17 protein-coding genes are annotated in these 17,514 nt (G+C 70.7%); 7 read left to right on the forward strand and 10 right to left on the reverse strand.

Annotation, left to right across the window (positions count from 1 at the left end; genetic code table 11):
- Nucleotide 1: 1 nt before the first annotated feature.
- The gene (gene hemC / locus NKG98_RS13010) at nucleotides 2–1,141 is read right to left on the reverse strand and encodes a hydroxymethylbilane synthase (RefSeq protein WP_254766348.1); all 1,140 of its coding nucleotides are present in this window, start codon (nucleotides 1,139–1,141) and stop codon (nucleotides 2–4) included.
- A 102-nt stretch (nucleotides 1,142–1,243) separates the two neighbouring features.
- Here hemC and NKG98_RS13015 point away from each other — a divergent pair, with 102 nt between their 5' ends.
- Nucleotides 1,244–1,606: a group I truncated hemoglobin gene (locus NKG98_RS13015; RefSeq protein WP_254766349.1), complete on the forward strand. Its 363-nt coding sequence runs from the start codon at nucleotides 1,244–1,246 to the stop codon at nucleotides 1,604–1,606.
- A 115-nt stretch (nucleotides 1,607–1,721) separates the two neighbouring features.
- Nucleotides 1,722–4,046, forward strand: coding sequence for a nitric-oxide reductase large subunit (locus tag NKG98_RS13020; protein ID WP_254766350.1), 2,325 nt, complete (start codon nucleotides 1,722–1,724; stop codon nucleotides 4,044–4,046).
- Nucleotides 4,047–4,066: 20 nt separating this feature from the next.
- Here NKG98_RS13020 and NKG98_RS13025 read toward each other — a convergent pair whose 3' ends face one another.
- From NKG98_RS13025 to NKG98_RS13050, 6 genes are all read right to left on the reverse strand, one after another.
- The gene (locus NKG98_RS13025; RefSeq protein ID WP_254766351.1) at nucleotides 4,067–4,738 is read right to left on the reverse strand and encodes a hypothetical protein; all 672 of its coding nucleotides are present in this window, start codon (nucleotides 4,736–4,738) and stop codon (nucleotides 4,067–4,069) included.
- 222 nt (nucleotides 4,739–4,960) lie between these two features.
- The gene (gene hemL, locus NKG98_RS13030) at nucleotides 4,961–6,304 is read right to left on the reverse strand and encodes a glutamate-1-semialdehyde 2,1-aminomutase (protein WP_254766352.1); all 1,344 of its coding nucleotides are present in this window, start codon (nucleotides 6,302–6,304) and stop codon (nucleotides 4,961–4,963) included.
- Between the two features lie 69 nt (nucleotides 6,305–6,373).
- Nucleotides 6,374–8,032, reverse strand: coding sequence for an ammonium transporter (locus tag NKG98_RS13035; protein ID WP_254766353.1), 1,659 nt, complete (start codon nucleotides 8,030–8,032; stop codon nucleotides 6,374–6,376).
- 403 nt (nucleotides 8,033–8,435) lie between these two features.
- Nucleotides 8,436–9,443 carry a porphobilinogen synthase gene (hemB, locus tag NKG98_RS13040; protein ID WP_254766354.1) on the reverse strand — a complete coding sequence of 336 codons (1,008 nt, stop codon included), beginning with the start codon at nucleotides 9,441–9,443 and terminating at the stop codon, nucleotides 8,436–8,438.
- A 51-nt stretch (nucleotides 9,444–9,494) separates the two neighbouring features.
- A complete protein-coding gene (locus NKG98_RS13045; protein ID WP_254766355.1) occupies nucleotides 9,495–10,574 on the reverse strand; it encodes an SDR family oxidoreductase in 1,080 nt (359 codons plus the stop codon).
- A complete protein-coding gene (locus NKG98_RS13050; RefSeq protein WP_254766356.1) occupies nucleotides 10,571–12,154 on the reverse strand; it encodes a succinic semialdehyde dehydrogenase in 1,584 nt (527 codons plus the stop codon). The genes NKG98_RS13045 and NKG98_RS13050 overlap by 4 nt, the downstream gene beginning before the upstream one ends.
- Before the next feature lie 116 nt (nucleotides 12,155–12,270).
- Here NKG98_RS13050 and NKG98_RS13055 point away from each other — a divergent pair, with 116 nt between their 5' ends.
- The 3 genes from NKG98_RS13055 to NKG98_RS13065 all read left to right on the forward strand — a co-directional run bounded on the left by NKG98_RS13055 (nucleotide 12,271) and on the right by NKG98_RS13065 (nucleotide 15,176).
- Nucleotides 12,271–13,434 carry an acyl-CoA dehydrogenase family protein gene (locus NKG98_RS13055; protein WP_254766357.1) on the forward strand — a complete coding sequence of 388 codons (1,164 nt, stop codon included), beginning with the start codon at nucleotides 12,271–12,273 and terminating at the stop codon, nucleotides 13,432–13,434.
- A gap of 55 nt (nucleotides 13,435–13,489) precedes the next feature.
- Nucleotides 13,490–13,906 (forward strand): HIT family protein, encoded by a 417-nt coding sequence (locus tag NKG98_RS13060; RefSeq protein ID WP_254766358.1) that lies wholly within the window; start codon nucleotides 13,490–13,492, stop codon nucleotides 13,904–13,906.
- Between the two features lie 97 nt (nucleotides 13,907–14,003).
- Nucleotides 14,004–15,176, forward strand: a complete 1,173-nt coding sequence (locus tag NKG98_RS13065; protein ID WP_254766359.1) for an MFS transporter — start codon at nucleotides 14,004–14,006, stop codon at nucleotides 15,174–15,176.
- Between the two features lies 1 nt (nucleotide 15,177).
- Here the strand turns inward: NKG98_RS13065 and NKG98_RS13070 are convergent, their stop codons facing one another.
- On the reverse strand, nucleotides 15,178–15,564 hold the full coding sequence (locus NKG98_RS13070; RefSeq protein WP_254766360.1) for a thiol-disulfide oxidoreductase DCC family protein: 387 nt from the start codon (nucleotides 15,562–15,564) through the stop codon (nucleotides 15,178–15,180).
- Between the two features lie 101 nt (nucleotides 15,565–15,665).
- Between NKG98_RS13070 and NKG98_RS13075 the strand changes: the two genes are divergently transcribed.
- The gene (locus NKG98_RS13075; protein WP_254766361.1) at nucleotides 15,666–15,989 is read left to right on the forward strand and encodes a 4Fe-4S dicluster domain-containing protein; all 324 of its coding nucleotides are present in this window, start codon (nucleotides 15,666–15,668) and stop codon (nucleotides 15,987–15,989) included.
- Nucleotides 15,990–16,052: 63 nt separating this feature from the next.
- On the opposite strand, the gene NKG98_RS13080 is transcribed toward NKG98_RS13075, so the two are convergent.
- Nucleotides 16,053–16,217: a DUF6757 family protein gene (locus NKG98_RS13080; protein WP_254766362.1), complete on the reverse strand. Its 165-nt coding sequence runs from the start codon at nucleotides 16,215–16,217 to the stop codon at nucleotides 16,053–16,055.
- A gap of 37 nt (nucleotides 16,218–16,254) precedes the next feature.
- On the reverse strand, nucleotides 16,255–17,046 hold the full coding sequence (locus tag NKG98_RS13085; protein WP_254766363.1) for a PHP domain-containing protein: 792 nt from the start codon (nucleotides 17,044–17,046) through the stop codon (nucleotides 16,255–16,257).
- Nucleotides 17,047–17,202: 156 nt separating this feature from the next.
- On the opposite strand from NKG98_RS13085, the gene NKG98_RS13090 reads away from it, so the two are divergent.
- Nucleotides 17,203–17,490, forward strand: coding sequence for a DUF5789 family protein (locus tag NKG98_RS13090; RefSeq protein WP_254766364.1), 288 nt, complete (start codon nucleotides 17,203–17,205; stop codon nucleotides 17,488–17,490).
- Nucleotides 17,491–17,514: the final 24 nt, after the last annotated feature.

Raw genomic sequence — 17,514 nt, forward strand, 5'->3', positions numbered from 1 at the left:
GTCACTTCCCCTCCGGCTCGTCCGCGGCGTCGGGCGACTCGTCGTCGCCCGCGGCCTCCCGGCGGGCGCGCTCGATCAGGTCGCTGGCGCCGCGGTCGGCGAGGTCGCTCGCGAACTCCCGCGCCGCGCGGCCGTGGGTCTCGACCGGCAGGTCGCGGGTCGCGACCACCGACTCCTCGCCGTCGCGGTCGAACACCTGCACGCTCGCGTGGACGTACTCCCCCTGGACGACGGCGTAGATGCCGACCGGCGCGATACAGCCGCCACCGAGTTCCGCGAGGATCGCCCGCTCGACGGTCGTCTCGACCCGCGTCCGCGGGTGGTCGATCGCCTCCCGGAGCGCCCGCGCGGTCTCGCCGTCGGCGGCGGTCACCGCGAGCGCGCCCTGACCCGGCGCGGGGACGAACGTCGTGGCCGGGAGCCGCTCGTACTCGACGTGGTGGGCCAGCCCGCTCCGGTCGAGCCCCGCCTCCGCCAGCACGAGCGCGTCGTACTCGGTCTCGACCTCGCGGCCGAGCGCCTGCCGTTCGATCTCGGAGAGGTCGTCGAACCACTCGTCGACCGTCCGGTCGAACTCGGCCTCGAAGTCGTCGTTCCCGGCGTTGCCCTTCCGCTCCCTGTCGGCCTCGCTTCGCTCCTCGTGTTCTGCCTGCAACGCGGGCGCGAGTAGCTTCTCGATTCGCGTGTCGACGTTCCCCCGGATCGGCTCGACGTCGAGGTCGGGGCGCTCGGCCAGCACCTGCGCGCGCCGGCGCAGGCTCGACGTGCCGACGACGGCTCCCTCCGGCAGTTCGTCGAGGCTCGACCCGTCGGCCGTGACGAGGGCGTCCCCCGGCGGGCCGCGCTCGGGGACCGCCGCGGTCACGAGGTCGTGGGGCTGTTCGGTGGGCATGTCCTTCATCGAGTGGACCGCGCCGTCGACGTCGCCGTCGAGGACGCGCTCGTCGAGTTCGCGGACGAACGCCCCCGTCTTCCCGAGGCGGTGGATCAACTCGTCTCTGATCTGGTCGCCCGTCGTCTCCACCGCTTCGAGGCTCACCTCGTAACGGCGCTCTTCGAGGGCCGCTTTCACCCCAGCGGCCTGCCGTCGGGCGAGCGGAGAGCCTCGCGTCGCCAGTCGAACCGTCCCGCGCGTTCTCATGGGCGACAGTCCGCGCCTCGGGTATGAAAAGCGTACGCTCTGCCCGCGCACTCGCGCCGACGGACGGAGTGATTTACGTTCGGACGGCCGAAACCGTCACGCATGAGCGACACGCTCTACGATCGCCTCGGCGGCGAGGACGCCATCGGCGCCGTCGTCGACCGCTTCTACGAGCGCGTCCTCGACGACGAGCGCCTCGCGCCCTTCTTCGAGGACGTCGACATGCGCGGACAGCGCGCCCACCAGACGCAGTTCCTCTGTGCGGTCACCGGCGGCCCCGTCGAGTACACCGGCCGGGATATGGAGACGGCCCACGCTCACCTCGACGTTCGCGAGGAGCACTTCGCGGCCATCGTGGGCCACCTCGCGGCGGCCCTCGAGGAGTTCGACGTCGACGCGGCCGACCGCGAGGCGGTCCTCGACGCGTTCGGGAGCTACGAGGACGCCATCGTCTCCGCGGACTGACTGACGTGTTCGCCCGCGACCCGTAGTCCGGTAGCCGAACACGTTCCCATCCTTTTCCATCCCGCAGGAACCGACGCGCCGGTTGAGGGTCGCGTACGGGAAAGCCCGAGGTGTAATGAAAGTACGCCGAAAGACGCTGGCGACGGCCCTCGCGGCCATCTTCGTCGCGAACCTCGTCGTGATGAGCGGCGGCGCGTGGCTCTCCTACGAGGCACAACCCGAGATCCCCGAGACGATCGTCGGTCCCGACGGCGAGACCGTCGCCACGGCGGACGACGTACAGACCGGCAAGACGGTCTTCCAGGAGAACGGGCTGATGAATCAAGGGTCGATCCTCGGCCACGGGAGCTACTACGACTCCGATTACACCGCCGACGCGCTCGAGTCGAAGACCGCACACATGCGGGACTACTACGCCGAGGCCGAGTACGGCGCGGCGTCCTACGACGACCTCGACGCCGGCGAGCGGGCCGCCGTGGCCGAACGGGTCCGCGAGGAACTGGATTCGAGCGGCTACGGCTCGCAGGTCGAGTACTCCGCGGCGGAGGTGTACGCCCACGAGCAGGTCCGCGAGGAGTACGTCGAGCGCTACCACGAAGGCGACCGCGAGCGCGGCGTCCCCGCGGGACAGATCCCCACCGCCGAGGAGGCCGAGCAGTTCGCCGACTTCGCGCTGTGGACCGCCTGGATCTCCCACACCGACCGCCCCGGCACCGACGTCTCGTTCACCAACGAGTGGCCGTTCTCGCCCGCCGCGGGCAACGACGCCGCCGGCGCCGCGATGACCTGGAGCGTCGTCGCGATGGTCCTGCTCGTCGCCGGCGCGGGCGCCGCCATCTGGCTCTACCGGGCGGTCGAACTCCCCGAACCCGAGGCCGAGGGGGTCTCGATCCCGCACCCGCGGGAGATCGACCTCACGCCGAGTCAACTGTTGAGCGCGCGGTTCGTGCTCATCGGCGCGCTCCTGTTCGTCGCCCAGACGCTGCTCGGCGGCTTGCTCGCCCACTATTACGTCGAGCGCGACGGCTTCTTCGGCCTCCACGAACTCGCGGGGATCGACATCCTCGCGTACCTGCCGTGGTCGATCGCGCGCACGTGGCACGTCGACCTCGGCATCCTCTGGATCGCGACCATCTGGCTCGGCGCCGGCCTCTTCCTCGCGCCGCTGCTGACGGGCTACGAGCCCAGACGGCAGGCGCTGTACGTCAAGGGACTGATCGGCGCGTTACTCGTCGTCGCCGTCGGCGGCCTCGCCGGGGTCTGGCTCGGCACGCACAACTACTTCGGCGACCAGCTCTGGTGGCTGCTCGGCAACGAGGGCCTCGAATACCTCGAAATCGGCCGGATCTGGCAGGCCGGCCTGCTGGTCGGCTTCCTCGGGTGGACCTACCTCGTCGCCCGCGGGTTCAGGCCGCTGTTGCGCCGCGAGCCCCGTTACGGGCTGGCGCACATGATCGTCTACGCCGGCGGCTCGATCGGCCTGCTGTTCATGGCCGGCTTCATGTACACGCCGGAGACGAACATCGTGACGACCGAGTTCTGGCGCTGGTGGGTCGTCCACATGTGGGTCGAGGGCGTCTTCGAGTTCTTCGTCCTCGTGGTGATCTCGCTGACGCTCGTCTCGATGAACCTGCTCTCGAAGCGCTCGGCCGAGAAGGCGGTCATCTTCCAGGCCATGCTCGTGATGGGCAGCGGCATCATCGGCGTCTCCCACCACTACTGGTGGGTCGGCCAGCCCGACGTCTGGGTGCCCATCGGCAGCGTCTTCTCGACGCTCGAGTTCATCCCGCTGCTTTTCATCCTCTACGAGGCGCTCCACGAGTACCGCGCGATGATGGACGCCGGCACGTCGTTCCCCTACAAGATGGCGTTTTACTTCATCATCGCCTCCTCGGTCTGGAACTTCTTCGGGGCCGGCGTGCTCGGGTTCTTCATCAACCTGCCGCTGATCAACTACTACGAGCACGGCACTTACCTCACCGTCGCACACGCCCACGGCGCGATGTTCGGCGCGTTCGGCTTCCTCGCGATGGGGATGGCCGTCTACATCCTCCGGGTGACCACCCGCAGCGACGCGTGGAGCGAGCGTCGCCTGCGCGCCGCGTTCTGGCTCTCTAACGTCGGCCTCGCGTTGATGCTGTTCCTCTCGCTGCTCCCGGTGGGCTTTCTCCAGCTCGAAGTCGCGTTCACCGAGGGCTACGCGGCCGCCCGGAGCCTCTCGTTCTACGGCTCCGGGACGGTCCAGACGCTGATGTGGCTGCGGATGCCCGGGGACACCCTGGTGATCCTCGGCTCGGTCGTCTTCGCCTGGGACGTCGCCGCGAAGCTGCTGTTCCAGCGCAAGCCGACCGCGACCGAGGAGTCCGACTCGCACGTCATCGCCGACCGCGTCTTCGCCGAGGGCGGGGACGACGGCCCCGCTGTCGCCGGCGACGACTGAGGATCCCCTCCGCCATCCGCCTACGGCGTTCCGAGCGTCCGCCGTCGCTTCGCGAGGTAGTACGCCGCCAGCGCCGGCTGGACCACCGGGACGAACAGGCTCACGAACGCCGCGCCGAGGTAGGCCGCCGGGTTCGGCCGCCACGACGCCCGCCGCGTGCTGACGTAGGCGGCGTCCCGGTGGATCGACACGGGAAACGCGCCGACCGCGATCGCACCCGCCACCCCGGCGGCGGTCGTCACGAGGCCGGGAATCGCGAGGACGTAGCCGACGGCGGCCGCCGCGAGGCCGAGGACGCTCGCCGCCAGCGAGAGGGCGACCACCAGCCACCACTCCGACCGGCCCGCGGGGGTGCCGAACCGCCGGTGGCGCCGGTAGAGGTAGAAGACGCCCGCGGCGGGCGCCCAGAGGAACGCGAACGCCGCTTCGAGCCACGGGATCGGCAGCCACTGGCCGGTCTCGCGGACCTGCCGCGCGTCGAGGAAGAGTGCGACCGTCATTCCGAGGGTCAGCAGGGCGTAGCCGAAGCTCCCGACGAGCACGAGCGTCCACCCGAGCAGCGGGACGGCGGGGTCGACCTCCCGGAGGACGCCGACGGCGCCGACGCCGACGACCGGCGGGAAGAGGTAACACAGCCGCTCGGCGACCCGCGCCGGATCGAACCGCCGGTCGCCCTCGGTGACGCGTCCCATCGCCTCCCGGGGATTCCCGTCGCGCGTGGATACGTCTACCGGCCGTTCGAGTTCGACGGCTCGCGGCACCTGCGGCGCTCGCGGCGTCCACGCTCCGCCTCGAAAAAATGGCGATGCCCTGTACTCCCTGTTGGCCACGACTGGCCGGGCGAACGGCCAACGGCCCGCGTCTTCAGCGTTGGGTGGCCTCGCAGCGGCTGACGGGGCGCGAACCGTTTAGGTTTAGAGCGCCTCCCGGTAGGCTTCGAGGGTGCGGTCGACGTCCTCCTCGGTGTGAGCGTAGCTGACGAACTGGCTCTCGAACTGGTTCTGGCTGAGGAAGATCCCCTGCTCTTTCATCTTCCCCCAGAAGATCCGCCGCCAGCGCTCCGTCTCGGCGCGTTTCACGTCGGCCGCGTTCTTCGGACAGTAGTCGTAGCGCGGGCAGTCGGGGTTCTGCGTACAGCCGGCCTCGCAGTGGCCCTCGCGGCCGCCGCCCGGCCCCTCGCGGGTGAACACCACCTTGAACATGCTGCCGGTGCCGACGACGGTGTAGTTCGGCGCCCGGTCGGCGAGGATCTCGGTCAGGCCCGCGCGCAGGCGCTCGCCCAGCCGGTCGACGTGCTCGTAGACGTCGTTCTCGGCGGCGAACGTGAGCGTCTCGAGGCCGGCGGCCATCGTCACCGGGTGACCCGAGAACGTGCCCGCCTGGAAGACGTCGCCGGAGGGGGTAAACTGCTCGACGATCTCCGCTCTCCCGCCGATCGCGCCGACGGGGAAGCCGCCGCCGACGATCTTCCCGAAGGTGGTGACGTCGGGGGTGACGCCGAACTCGCTTTGGGCACAGCCCAGACCGCCGACGCGAAAGCCCGTGATCACCTCGTCGAAGAGCAACAGCGCGTCGTGTTCCTCGGTGATCTCCCGGAGGAACTCGAGGTAGCCGGGGACGGGGTGGACGATGCCGTAGTTCGCGAGGATCGGTTCGGCGAGGACCGCCGCGATGTCGTCGCCGTGTTCCTCGAAGACCTCGGTCATCGCCGCCTCGTCGTTGAACGGGACCGGCAGGGTGTGCTCGGCGAACGCCGCCGGGATCCCCGCCGAGGAGGGTTTCGGGTTCTCGTGGTCGCCCTCGACGAGCGTGGACTCCTGTGCGCCGTGGTAGCCACCCTGCATGACGACGACCTTGTCCCGGCCGGTGTACCCCCGCGCGAGGCGGACGGCGGAGGTCGTCGCCTCCGTGCCCGAGTTGACAAAGCGGATCTTCTCGACGCTCGGGACGTGCCGGACGACGAACTCCGCGAGGTCGACCTCGACCTCGGTGGGGGCGCCGTACATCGGCCCCTCGCTCGCTCGCCGCTGGATCCCCGCCTGCACGGGTTCGGGGAGGTCGTGGCCCAAAAGCAGCGGCCCCAGCCCCATCACCCAGTCGACGTACCGGTTGCCGTCGGCGTCGATCACGTGGCCGCCGTCGCCCTTGCGGACGAAGAACGGGTAGGGCTCGATCGCCGCGCGAACGGCCGAGTTGACGCCGCCGGGCATGACCGACAGCGCCCGATCGTACAGCGCGCGAGACTGCTCGTCGTTCATGCGCGACCGTTGGGAGCGGGACGGCAAAGTAGTACCGAGGTCGTCCCGTGCCGACCTCGCGACGAACCGTCAGACCGCTTCGGCCCCGCTCTTGCCGGTACGAACCTGCACCGCGTCCTCGACGGGCAGGACGAATATCTTCCCGTCGCCGGGTTCGCCGGTGGTGGCGGCCTCGCGGATCGCGTCGACGACGTCCCCCGCGGGCACGTCGGCGACCACGCACTCGATTTTGATCTTCTGGTGGAGGTCGACGGTGTACTCCTCGCCGCGCCACTGGCCAGTCTTCGCGGGCTGGGAGCCCCGGCCGGAGACGTTGGTGACGGTCAGCGAGGGAGCGCCGACCTCCGCGAGGGCCGTCTTGACCGCGCCGAGGCGGTCGGGCCGGACGATGGCGGTGACCATCTCGATTCCGGACCCGCCGTCGGTCGACAGTTCGCGGTCGTCGCGACCGCCGTCGGTCGCGAGTTCGGGCTTGCCGAACTCGGGGTAGGTGTCGACGCCGTGTTCGGAGACGTCGAGGCCGTCGCGCTCGTGTTCGGGCGTGACGCGGGCCTGACCGGCCAGTTTGAACGCGCCGAAGACGGCGCCCGTCGCGGCGACCGTCCAGACGGTGATGACGGCGACGCCGACGACCTGCGCGGCGAGCAGGTCGGCCGAGAAGCCGTCGACGTGGACGAACGGCAGGGCGAGCACGCCCAGCACGCCCGCGCTCCCGTGGACGGGGAACACCGCGCAGACGTCGTCGATCTTGAGCGTGCGTTCGACGACGCCGAAGACGATCGGCAACTGGGCGCCGGCGAGGAACGCGACCGCGACCGCGCCCCACCAGGTGACGACGTCGGCGATGCCGGTCACGCCGACGAGGCCGGCCAGCAGGCCGTTGGCGACGTAGAGCGTGTCGACCTTCTTCGTCCGGTACAGCGAGACGGCGGCCGCGCCGAGCGCGCCGGCGGCCATCCCGAGGGTGGTCGCGAGCGCGACCCGGCCGACGTACGCGAAGTCGCCGAGGACGAGGTCGCCGCCCTCGACCGCGAAGACGGTCGCCGCGGTGCCGACGTTGAAGCCGTACCAGCCGAACGCCAGCACGAGCGTCCCGAGGACGGCGAAGGTCATCGAGTGGCCGGGGATGACGTTCGCGGAGCCGTCGTCGTTGAACCGGTCGAGACGCGGGCCGATCACGTACGCCGCGGTGAGGCCGGCGATGCCGCCCATCCCGTGGACGATCATGCCGCCGGCGAAGTCGTGGAAGCCGACGCCGAAGACGTCCGCGAGGAAGCCCCCGGCCCAGGTGAACCCCTCGACGACGGGGTAGATGACCGCCGCCAGCAGGAGGGTGTAGGTGACGTACGCGCGCAGTTTCGCCCGGCCGGCCACCGCGCCGGAGACGATGGTCGCCGCGGTCATCGCGAAGACGGCGCCGAAGAGCCAGTCGACCCACGCGTTCGGGTCGGACTCGGTCATCGTCCCGACCAGATCGGCGAGCGCGACCTCGCCGTCGCCGGTCGCCGCGCCGACGACGCCGGCTAGCCCGGCGCCGACGACGAAGAACGCGAGCACGCCGACGCTCCAGGTCAGCAGGTTCTTCGTCAACTGGTTCGCCACGTTCTTCGAGCGCACCTGACCGGATTCGAGCATCGCGAACCCGGCGTGCATGAAGAAGATGAGAAAGCAGACGACCAGCACCCACAGCAGGTTCACGCCCTCGGCGAGGACGGCGGCGTCTACCATCCCGTCACCTCCGCACCCGTGGCTATCGGCCGCCCGTCTAGTAGACGGTCGTTTGATTCTTTGCCATTCAACCGCGCGTTTGTCTTCCGAATCACGTTCGAGTGGCACGAGATAGCAGTGTATAAGGATTGTTGTTGACGTGCGTCTAAATATAGTGTCTGGCGCGTGGCGAACGACGAACTCTAGAGTCGATTTAATGGATATAAGGACGACGACCGTCCGGTTTCCGACCGAACGGGCACGCGAAACCCGACGTTCGTCGGGGTCGAACGCGGGGGCAATCCGCCGTTCGTCCCGGCGCGACCGCCGTATCGGTTCGATCGACGCTCGCGCGCGGCAATCGTTGCCGCTCGACGACCGCGCCGACGGTCGAGGTGGACGATCGTTCGATCGGCCCCGCCGGTCAGAGCCGGCGGGCCACGTCCTCGGCGAAGTACGTCAGGATCAGGTCCGCGCCGGCGCGCTTGATCGACAGCAGCGACTCGACGGCCACCTCCTCCAGGTCGAGCCAGCCCTTCTCGGCGGCGGCGTGGAGCATGGCGTACTCGCCGGAGACGTTGTAGGCGGCGACCGGGTGGTCGAACTCCCGGCGCAGCGAGGCGACGATATCGAGGTAGGGGAGGGCGGGCTTGACCATCAGCACGTCCGCGCCCTGCTCGACGTCCAGTCGCACCTCGCGCAGCGCCTCGCGGGCGTTCGCGGGGTCCATCTGGTAGTGTCGGCGGTCGCCGAAGGCGGGCGCGCCGTCGGCGGCGTCGCGGAACGGCCCGTAGAAGGCGCTCTCGTACTTCGCCGCGTAGCTCATGATCGGGACGTGCTCGTGGCCCGCGCGGTCTAACGCCGCGCGGATGGCGCCGACCATGCCGTCCATCATCCCGCTCGGCGCGACCATGTCCGCGCCCGCCTCGGCGTGGGAGACGGCGATCCGTTCGAGCGAGTCGAGGGTCGCGTCGTTGTCGACGGTGAGGGTGGCCGCGCAGGCCCGCTCGTCCGCGACGCCATCGCCCCGCAGTTCCTCCTCCAGCGGCCCGCAGTGGCCGTGGTCGGTGTACTCACAGAGGCAGACGTCGGTGATCACGTAGGCGTCGGTCTCCGCCGTGATCCGGCGGGTCGCCTCCTGAATCACGCCGTCGTCGGCCCACGCGCGGCTTCCCTCGGGGTCCTTCGAGCGCGGGACGCCGAACAGCATGACCGCCTCGACGCCGGTTTCGAGCACCGCCTCGACGCGGGCGACGGCCTCGTCGACGGGGACGCGCTCGTGGCCGGGCATCGACTCGATCGGGCGGCGTTCGTCGGTCGTGGCGTCGACGAACACCGGCGCGACGAAGTCCGTCGGATCGAGGCTCGTCTCGCTGACGAGCCCCCGAATACGGTCGCGTCGGAGTCGCCGGGGGCGGTGGGTGAGGTCCATACCGGGCAGTACCCGCGGGGCGGCCAAAAGCGGTGCGTTCTCGCGGGCCGGTCAGACCATCGCCTCGTCGCCGACGTCGGGGTGCTCGCGGACGAACGCCACGAGGTCGTCGACGTAGGACTCGAAGGGGGGACACTCGATCCCGGTCCCGGCCAGCGCCCGCCGCGTGTTCGGACAGGCGTACCGCGTCGGGTGGTCGAGGTAGTCGATCGTGGCGGGTTCGGCGGGCAGGCCGCGCTCGGCCAGCCGTGCCGTCGCCGCCCGGGCGAGCCCCTTCGTCGTCGGCACCGAGACCGTCCGGCGGCCCGCGGCCTCGGCGAGGGCGTCGACGAACGCCGGCACCGGCAGCGGCGCGGAGTCACAGAGCTGGTAGACCTCGCCGGCGGCGTCCTCGCGGCCGCTCAGGTGGGCGATGGCGTCGACGACGAAGTCCCGGGGGACGACGTTCAACTCCGCGTCGCTCGCCCCCGGCAGCGCGAACGAGGTCGCCAGCGGCCGCGGCTGGGCGAGCAGCAGGCGCAACAGGTAGTACGGCCCGTCGTACTTCTCGGTCTCGCCGGTCTCGCTGTCGCCGACGACGATCGCGGGCCGGTAGATCGTCGCGGCCAGCCCCTCGGCCATCCGCTCCTGAACCGCGACCTCCGCCCGGTACTTCGTCTCCTCGTAGTGGTTGTTGAACGTCTGGCCCTCCCGCAGGTGGTCCTCGGTGAACACGCCGTCGTAGCGGCCGCTGACGTAGCAGGTGCTGACGTACTGGAACCGCTCGACGTCGAGGGTCTCGGCGACGTCGAGGACGTGCTCGGTGCCCCGGACGTTGACGGCCTCGCCGAGGGCGGGGTCGACCGCGAGGTCGTAGACCGCCGCGAGGTGGTAGACCTCGCGGACGGAGGCGAGGTCGTCGAGCCCGTCGAGTCCGATATCGGGCTCGGTGATGTCGCCCTCGTACAGCCGGATCCGGTCGTCGTCGGGGCCGGCGATCTCGGCCGCTCGGCGTTCGGCGCGCTCGCGGTAGGCCGGCTGGACGAGGCAGGCGATCGGGCCGTCGCCGCGGGCGACCAGTCGTTCGATCAGCGCGGAGCCGAGGAAGCCCGGGAAGCCCGTGAGCAGGACTTCGGGGTCACGCTCGCTCATCGGAACGCACCCCCGAGGCGGCGCTGGAGTCGGGTGAGCGCCGACAGCCCGCGGACGAACCACCGCGTCGGCACCCCCGGCGGGGCGTCGAGCGGGCCGACCCGCGAGGTCGCGAGCGTCCGCGCGTCGACGTACCGCAAGAGCCCCTCGGGGCCGTGTCGCCGGCCCAGCCCGGAGTCGCCGACGCCGCCCATCGGCGCGTCGACGGCCGCCCAGCCGGCGGTGTAGGCGTCGTTGACGCAGACCGTGCCGGCCTCGATCCGGCGGGCGACCTCGCGGCCGCGCTCCCGGTCGCCGGCCCAGACGCTCGCGTTCAGGCCGTACTCGGTGTCGTTCGCCGCCTCGATCGCCGCCTCGGCGGTCGCGACCGGGGAGACGGAGACGACGGGGCCGAACGTCTCCTCGCGGGCGACCGGCGAGTCGGGGTCGACGTCGGTCAGCACGGTCGGCTCGTAGCAAAAGGGGCCGACGTCGGGGCGGGCGCGTCCGCCGGTCAGGACCGACGCGCCGCGCTCGACGGCGTCCTCGACGTGGGCCTCGACCCGGTCGAGCTGGTCGCCGTCGATCAGCGAGCCCACGTCGGGGCCGTAGTCGAAGCCGGTTCCCAGCGAGAGGTCGCGGGTCGCCCCGACGAACGCGTCGAGGAACGCCTCGTACTGCGAGCGGACGACGTAGATCCGCTCTGCGGCGAGACAGAGCTGACCGGCGTTGGTGAACGCGCCCTGGACGGCCCCGCGGGCCGCCGTCTCGACGTCGGCGTCCCCGAGGACGACCAACGGGTTCTTCCCGCCGAGTTCGAGCGAGCAGTCGATCAGGTTCCGTCCCGCCCGCTCGGCGACCGTCCGGCCGGTCTCGGTGCTGCCGGTGAACGCGACGTAGTCGACCCGGTCGATCAGCGCCGGGCCGACGACCGGCCCCTCGCCGGTGACGATCCGGAAGACGTCCCGCGGCAGCCCGGCCTCGTACAGCAGGTCCGCGAGCGCGAGCGCGACGAACGGCGTCTTCTCGTCGGGTTTGAGCACGACCGCGTTGCCCGCGAGCAGCGCCGGGACGGCGTCCGTGATCGCGAGCGTCAGCGGGTAGTTCCACGGCGAGATGATCCCGACGACGCCCACGGGGTCGTAGGCGACGCGCGCGTCGGTCGCGAGCGGAATCGCGCCGCGACGCTGCCCCTCCGCGAGCGTCTCGGGACCGACGTCGGCGTAGTAGGAACTCGTCAGCGGGACGTCGAGGACCTCCTCGACGGCGTGCCGGCGGGACTTGCCGGTCTCGACCTGGAGCAGGTCGAGCAGTTCCTCGCGGCGCGCGAGGACGAGGTCGCCGAACCGGCGCAGGATCGCCGCGCGCCGCTCGATCGGCGTCTCCGCCCACGCGGCCTGTGCCTCCCGGGCGCGCTCGACGGCCGCGTCGACGTCGGCCTCGGTGCAGGCGGGGATTCGGCCGATCGGCTCGTCCGTCGCGGGGGCGCGGACCGCGATGGTCTCGCCCCCGGCGGCGTCGATCCGGCCCGCGAGAGCTTCGAGCCGGCCGGACGGGAGCCGCGTCTCGTCGAGGATCGACCGGTGCGTTGTGCGTGTCATGTATCGGACAACGGGCTCGCCCCATCTCAACCTAGGCATCGCCGTTCGTTTCGCCCCGTGGCAATTCTTGCGAGAACATAGGTGGGCTTTTGACGCCCCCTCCCGGATGAACGATCATGCTGGACTACGTACAGCTCGAGGCGGACCTCGACGAGGAGGAGCGCCTGATCCGCGACACGGCCCGCGAGTTCGTCGCGGACCGCGTGCGCCCGGAGATCGGCGATCACTTCGAGGCCGGCACCTTCCCGACGGAGATCATCCCTGAGATGGGGGAGATGGGCTTTTACGCCCCCAACCTCGACGGCTACGGCTCTCCCGGCGTCTCCGAGACCGCCTACGGGCTGTTGATGCAGGAACTCGAGGCCTGCGACTCCGGTCTCAGGTCGATGGCCTCGGTACAGGGCGCGCTGGTGATGTACCCGATCTACGCCTACGGTTCGGCGGACCAGAAGGAGGAGTGGCTGCCGAAACTCGGCGCGGGCGAGGCCGTCGGCTGTTTCGGGCTCACCGAACCCGAGCACGGCTCGAACCCGTCGGCGATGGAGACCCGCGCCGAGCGCGACGCCGACGGCTACGTGCTCAACGGCTCGAAGACGTGGATCACGAACTCGCCGATCGCCGACGTCGCCGTCGTCTGGGCCCGCGACCGCTCCGCGGAGGACGACCCCGTCCGGGGCTTCCTCGTCGAGACCGACCGCGACGGCGTCACGACCAACGAGATCAAAGAGAAGCTCTCGCTGCGCGCGTCGATCACCGGCGAGATCGCCCTCAACGACGTCCGCGTCCCCGAGGAGAACGTCCTGCCCGGCGTCTCCGGGATGAAGGGGCCGCTGTCGTGTCTCACGCAGGCCCGGTACGGCATCGCGTGGGGCGCCGTCGGCGCGGCCCGCGACTGCTTCGAGACCGCCCGCCAGTACGCCACCGACCGCGAGCAGTTCGGCGGCCCGATCGCCCGCTTCCAGCTACAACAGGAGAAACTCGCGGAGATGGCCACCGGGATCACGACGAGCCAGTTGCTCGCCTACCGGCTTGCCGAACTCAAAGAGCGCGGCGACCTCCGCCCCCAGCACGTCTCGATGGCCAAGCGCCACAACGTCCGGATGGCCCGCGAGCAGGCCCGCGTCGCCCGCGAGATGCTCGGCGGCAACGGCATCACGACCGACTACTCGCCGATGCGCCACCTCGCGAACATGGAGACGGTCTACACCTACGAGGGGACCCACGACATCCACACGTTGATTCTGGGGCAGGATCTGACGGGTATCGCGGCCTTCGAGTGACGCGAAGCGACACGAGACCCGAAACCTTATTCGCGCGACCGTCACATCCTCCATCGTGACCGAAAGCTGTACGTTCTGTGACATCGCCGACGGGACGGAACCCGCCTACCGGGTGTACGAGGACGAGTCGACGCTGGCGTTCCTCGACGTCAACGCCGTCAGCGACGGCCACACGCTCGTCGTCCCGAAAGCGCACGCGCCGACGCTCTCGGCGGCCGACGAGGAGACCGTCGCCGCCGTCTTCCGGACCGTCCGCCGCGTCGGCCGCGCCGTCGAGCGCGCGCTCGAACCGGACGGCTACAACGTGTTCCAGTCCAACGGCGCGGCCGCGGGACAGGACGTGTTCCACCTGCACGCCCACGTCGTCCCGCGGTGGGAGGGCGACGGCATCCACTTCTCCCCCTCGCGCGAGCGGATCGATCCGTCGCGAGGCGAGCGCGTCGCCGACGCGCTCCGCGAGGTAGTCGAGTAGCCGGCCGTCGCCTGCCGGTACCGACGCACTCTTTCGTCGGCCGACGAGACTGTCTCCCGAGCGGTCGTCCGCGACGGCCGACGGGGATCCGAATCCGATGCGCTGGCGCTACCGGGAGACCGTCCTCGCGCTGTGTACGCTCGCGTTCTTCGCGACGATGGTCGCGCGGTTAGCGATCAGCCCGGTCGTCCCGGAGATCACCGCCGACTTCGGCGTGCCGAACTGGGCCATCGGCGTCGCCCTGACGGGGCTGTGGATGGCGTACTTCCTCTCGCAGTTCCCGAGCGGGGTGTTCGCCGACCGCTTCGGCGAGCGGCCGATCATCCTCGTCGCCGTCGGCGGGACGGCGGTTTCGAGCCTGCTCATCGCCCTCTCGCCGGTCTTCGGCGTCTTCGTCCTCGCGACGATCGCGCTCGGCTTCCTCGCGGGGTTACACTACAGCGTCGCGACGACGCTGTTGACCCGCACCTACGACGACATCGGCACCGCCATCGGCCTCCACAACGGCGGCGCGCCCGCGGCCGGCCTCGTCGCCCCGGTGCTGGCGGTCTGGATCAGCGGCCGCTACGGCTGGCGGCCCGCGGTCGCGCTCGGGGCGGCGGTCGCCGTCCCGATATTCGTCCTCTTCGCGGGGCGTGTCCGTCCGACCGAACCGCGCCGGCCCGACCAGCCGATCGCCGAGCGGTTCGAACTCGACCCGCTCGTCGAGTTGCTCTCGCGGCCGCCCATCGCGTTCACCGTGGGCATCTCGATCGCCTGCGCGTTCGTCTGGCAGGGGACGGCCTCGTTCCTGCCGGCGTTTCTCATCTACCACCGCGGCCAGTCGGAGGCGACGGCGGGAGTCGTCTTCTCGGCGTACTTCGTCGTCCAGGGGATCACGCAGGTCGGGATCGGCGCGGCCTCGGACCGGTACGGCCGCGACCCGGTGACCGCCGCCTGCATGGTGCTGGGCGCCGCCGGCTTCGCGGTGCTGGTGTTCGTCCCCGGCCTCCTCGCGGTCGCGGGGGCAGTCGCCCTCGTCGGGACGGGGATGGGCTGGTCGGCGGCCGCGCTGCCGCGTTTCATGGACCACCTCTCGGAGGCCGAGCGCGGCGCCGGTTTCGGGCTCGTCCGCACCGTCTACGGCGTCGTCGGCGCGCTCGGCTCCGCCGGCACCGGCCTGTTCGCCGACCTCTTCGGCTGGGGCGTCTCCTTTCTCGTCCTCGCCGGGTTGCTCTCGCTCGTCTTCTGTGCGCTCGCGCTCAATCGGGCGCTCTCGCTCGGGTACTGAGTCAGGACTCGCGTCGGGCCGGCGGCGGACGGCTGACGAGGCGGCCGAACAGCGCCCGGCGGTCGGCGGCCGCCCGGTAGAGGGGCTCGCGGACCCGGTCGCTGCCGGGTAGCCGGCGGAACGCGCGCGCGGGGTACCGTGACGGCGTCTCGAGGCGCGCCGTCGCCTCCTCGATGGCCTCGCCACAGGAGTAGACGGCGTCGTCGGTCAGCAGGTGGGCACACTCCTCGTAGTCGTCGGGGAGGCGTGCCCGCTGGTCCGGCGTCAGGTCGGCGAAGCCGACGAGTTCGAACGAGCCCCGCCGGGCGGCGAACTCGGCACACCAGGTGCAGAAGCCGCAGTCGTCGTCGTAGACCAGTCGCGGGGGGTGTGCCGCGTCGTCGCTCATGGGGTTGGGTACGGTCTCGACGGGGAAAGGTCGACCGGCGCTCCCGGCGGTTTTCGGGTCCATACTTTTAAGTCCGCGTCGCCCGTTCGCCTCTGCTAGCAATGGCCATAGATCCGCAGTTCAACGAGAACCGAGAGAAGGTCGACGAACACGAGGGCCACGCCGTCTGGGGGCCGGTCGACGAACCCGAGGAACTCGGCATCCACGGCACCCACGTCGCCGTCGACTTCGACATCTGCCTCGCCGACGGCGCCTGCCTCGAGGACTGCCCGGTCGACGTCTTCGAGTGGGTCGACACGCCGGGTCACCCGGAGAGCGAGCGGAAGGCGGATCCGGCCAACGAGGCCCAGTGCATCGACTGCATGCTCTGCGTGGACGTCTGTCCGGTCGACGCGATCGACGTCGACGCCGGGCGGACGGCGTGACCGATTCGCGGCCCGGTCACGCACACGACTGACAGTTCTCGAGGAAAATCGCGAAGCGCCGGCTCACTCGGCGCGGTCGACGTCGACTCGCTCCTTCAGCGCCTCCAGCCCGTCGGCCTCGGCGAGTTCCTGCAACCGCTCGCGGAAGTGGTCCTCGCAGAGGCCGACTCTGAGCCCGTCGGACTCCGCGGCGAACGCGGCCTCCCGGTCGCAGTAGTGGCAGTGCATACCCACCGGTACGGTACCACCTGCATTGAACCCTGCGCTATCGGTCCGATCGGGGGGTCGGAAGCTCCAGCGTTCGGTACGCGTCCCGCGAGAGGCCGGCCAGTCCGAGGCGGTCGTCGTGGGCGTCGCTGCCGCCCGTCGCGAGCAGGCCGTGGCGCTCGATCGCCCGCTCGACCGGCCCGAGGTCGACCTCGCGGTCGTATGGGTAGTCCAGTTCGACCGCGTCGAGGGCCGCGGTCAGGGCGAGCGCGCCCGCGGGGTCGCGGTACCGCAGCGGGTGGGCGAGCGCGACGACCGAACACGCCTCCGCGAGCAGGTCGCGGCCGCGGGCGAACGAGGTGACGTCCCGCGGGACGAAACACGGGCCGTCGTTCCCGATGAGGTGTTCGAACGCCCCCTCGTAGTCGTAGCCGGCGTCGGGATGGGCGTCGATCGCGCGGGCGACGTGGGGGCGGCCGAACCCCTCGTCGACGGACAGTCCGAGGTCGATCCCGAGGCGGTCCTCGACGCGCTCGACGATCGCGCGGCCGCGTTCGCGGCGGTCGCGCTGGATCCGCTCGATCTCGTCGTCGAGGGCCGGCGTGGGTCCGACGCCGTAGCCGAGCAGGTCCACCCGCCGGCCGTCGGTGGCCTCGACGCGGAGTTCGATCCCGTGGACGAGCGTCACCCCCTCGCGCTCGACGGCGGGGTCGTCGAACGGCTGGCGGCGGTCGTGGTCCGTGAGCGCGACCACCTCGACGCCCGCGCGGCGGGCGGCGGCGGGCACCGCCGCGAGGTCGAGGCTCCCGTCCGAGCGGGTGGTGTGGACGTGGAGGTCGGCGTAGGGCATACCTACACCGCTCGCCGGCCGGTCGAAAGCGTTTCGCACTCGCGCCGTGGCACGCGGTCCCGTTCTAGGCTCTCTAGGGAGTCGAAGGTGTACCGACGACCTAAAGAACGTTTATGGACAATGTTTATAATTATCGTTCACACAGTTGGGGCCACGATGCTCCGCAACGGCACCGGCGACCTCATCGACGCCCACGAGTACCCCGCGACCACCGAGGACCTGATCGAAGCGTACGGCGACCGGACCCTCGAACTCCCCAACGGCTCCGAGACGATCGGCGACGCGCTCGCCCGCCTCGACGGCGAGACGTTCGAGTCCTCCGAGGAGGCCCGTCTCGCGGTCTACTCGGCGGTCAGCCGGAAGGCGATCGGCCGCTTCGGTTACTCCGACCGTGACCCGACGCCCCTCGGCAGTCCGTACGCGCCCGACCAGGTCTCGTTCTGACGGCCCGTAGCTGTCCCTCTGCGG

The sequence above is a fragment of the Salinilacihabitans rarus genome, from assembly GCF_024296665.1.
Classification (GTDB): Archaea; Halobacteriota; Halobacteria; order Halobacteriales; family Natrialbaceae; genus Salinilacihabitans; species Salinilacihabitans rarus.

Coding starts and splice junctions, on each gene's coding strand:
- NKG98_RS13090 (WP_254766364.1), top strand. CDS start 17,203: ATGCTCCGCAACGGCACCGGCGACCTCATCGACGCCCACGAGTACCCC.
- NKG98_RS13050 (WP_254766356.1), bottom strand. CDS start 12,154: ATGACACGCACAACGCACCGGTCGATCCTCGACGAGACGCGGCTCCCG.
- NKG98_RS13015 (WP_254766349.1), top strand. CDS start 1,244: ATGAGCGACACGCTCTACGATCGCCTCGGCGGCGAGGACGCCATCGGC.
- NKG98_RS13045 (WP_254766355.1), bottom strand. CDS start 10,574: ATGAGCGAGCGTGACCCCGAAGTCCTGCTCACGGGCTTCCCGGGCTTC.
- NKG98_RS13020 (WP_254766350.1), top strand. CDS start 1,722: ATGAAAGTACGCCGAAAGACGCTGGCGACGGCCCTCGCGGCCATCTTC.
- NKG98_RS13025 (WP_254766351.1), bottom strand. CDS start 4,738: ATGGGACGCGTCACCGAGGGCGACCGGCGGTTCGATCCGGCGCGGGTC.
- hemB (WP_254766354.1), bottom strand. CDS start 9,443: ATGGACCTCACCCACCGCCCCCGGCGACTCCGACGCGACCGTATTCGG.
- hemL (WP_254766352.1), bottom strand. CDS start 6,304: ATGAACGACGAGCAGTCTCGCGCGCTGTACGATCGGGCGCTGTCGGTC.
- NKG98_RS13080 (WP_254766362.1), bottom strand. CDS start 16,217: ATGCACTGCCACTACTGCGACCGGGAGGCCGCGTTCGCCGCGGAGTCC.
- NKG98_RS13035 (WP_254766353.1), bottom strand. CDS start 8,032: ATGGTAGACGCCGCCGTCCTCGCCGAGGGCGTGAACCTGCTGTGGGTG.
- NKG98_RS13085 (WP_254766363.1), bottom strand. CDS start 17,046: ATGCCCTACGCCGACCTCCACGTCCACACCACCCGCTCGGACGGGAGC.
- NKG98_RS13070 (WP_254766360.1), bottom strand. CDS start 15,564: ATGAGCGACGACGCGGCACACCCCCCGCGACTGGTCTACGACGACGAC.
- NKG98_RS13055 (WP_254766357.1), top strand. CDS start 12,271: ATGCTGGACTACGTACAGCTCGAGGCGGACCTCGACGAGGAGGAGCGC.
- NKG98_RS13075 (WP_254766361.1), top strand. CDS start 15,666: ATGGCCATAGATCCGCAGTTCAACGAGAACCGAGAGAAGGTCGACGAA.
- NKG98_RS13065 (WP_254766359.1), top strand. CDS start 14,004: ATGCGCTGGCGCTACCGGGAGACCGTCCTCGCGCTGTGTACGCTCGCG.
- hemC (WP_254766348.1), bottom strand. CDS start 1,141: ATGAGAACGCGCGGGACGGTTCGACTGGCGACGCGAGGCTCTCCGCTC.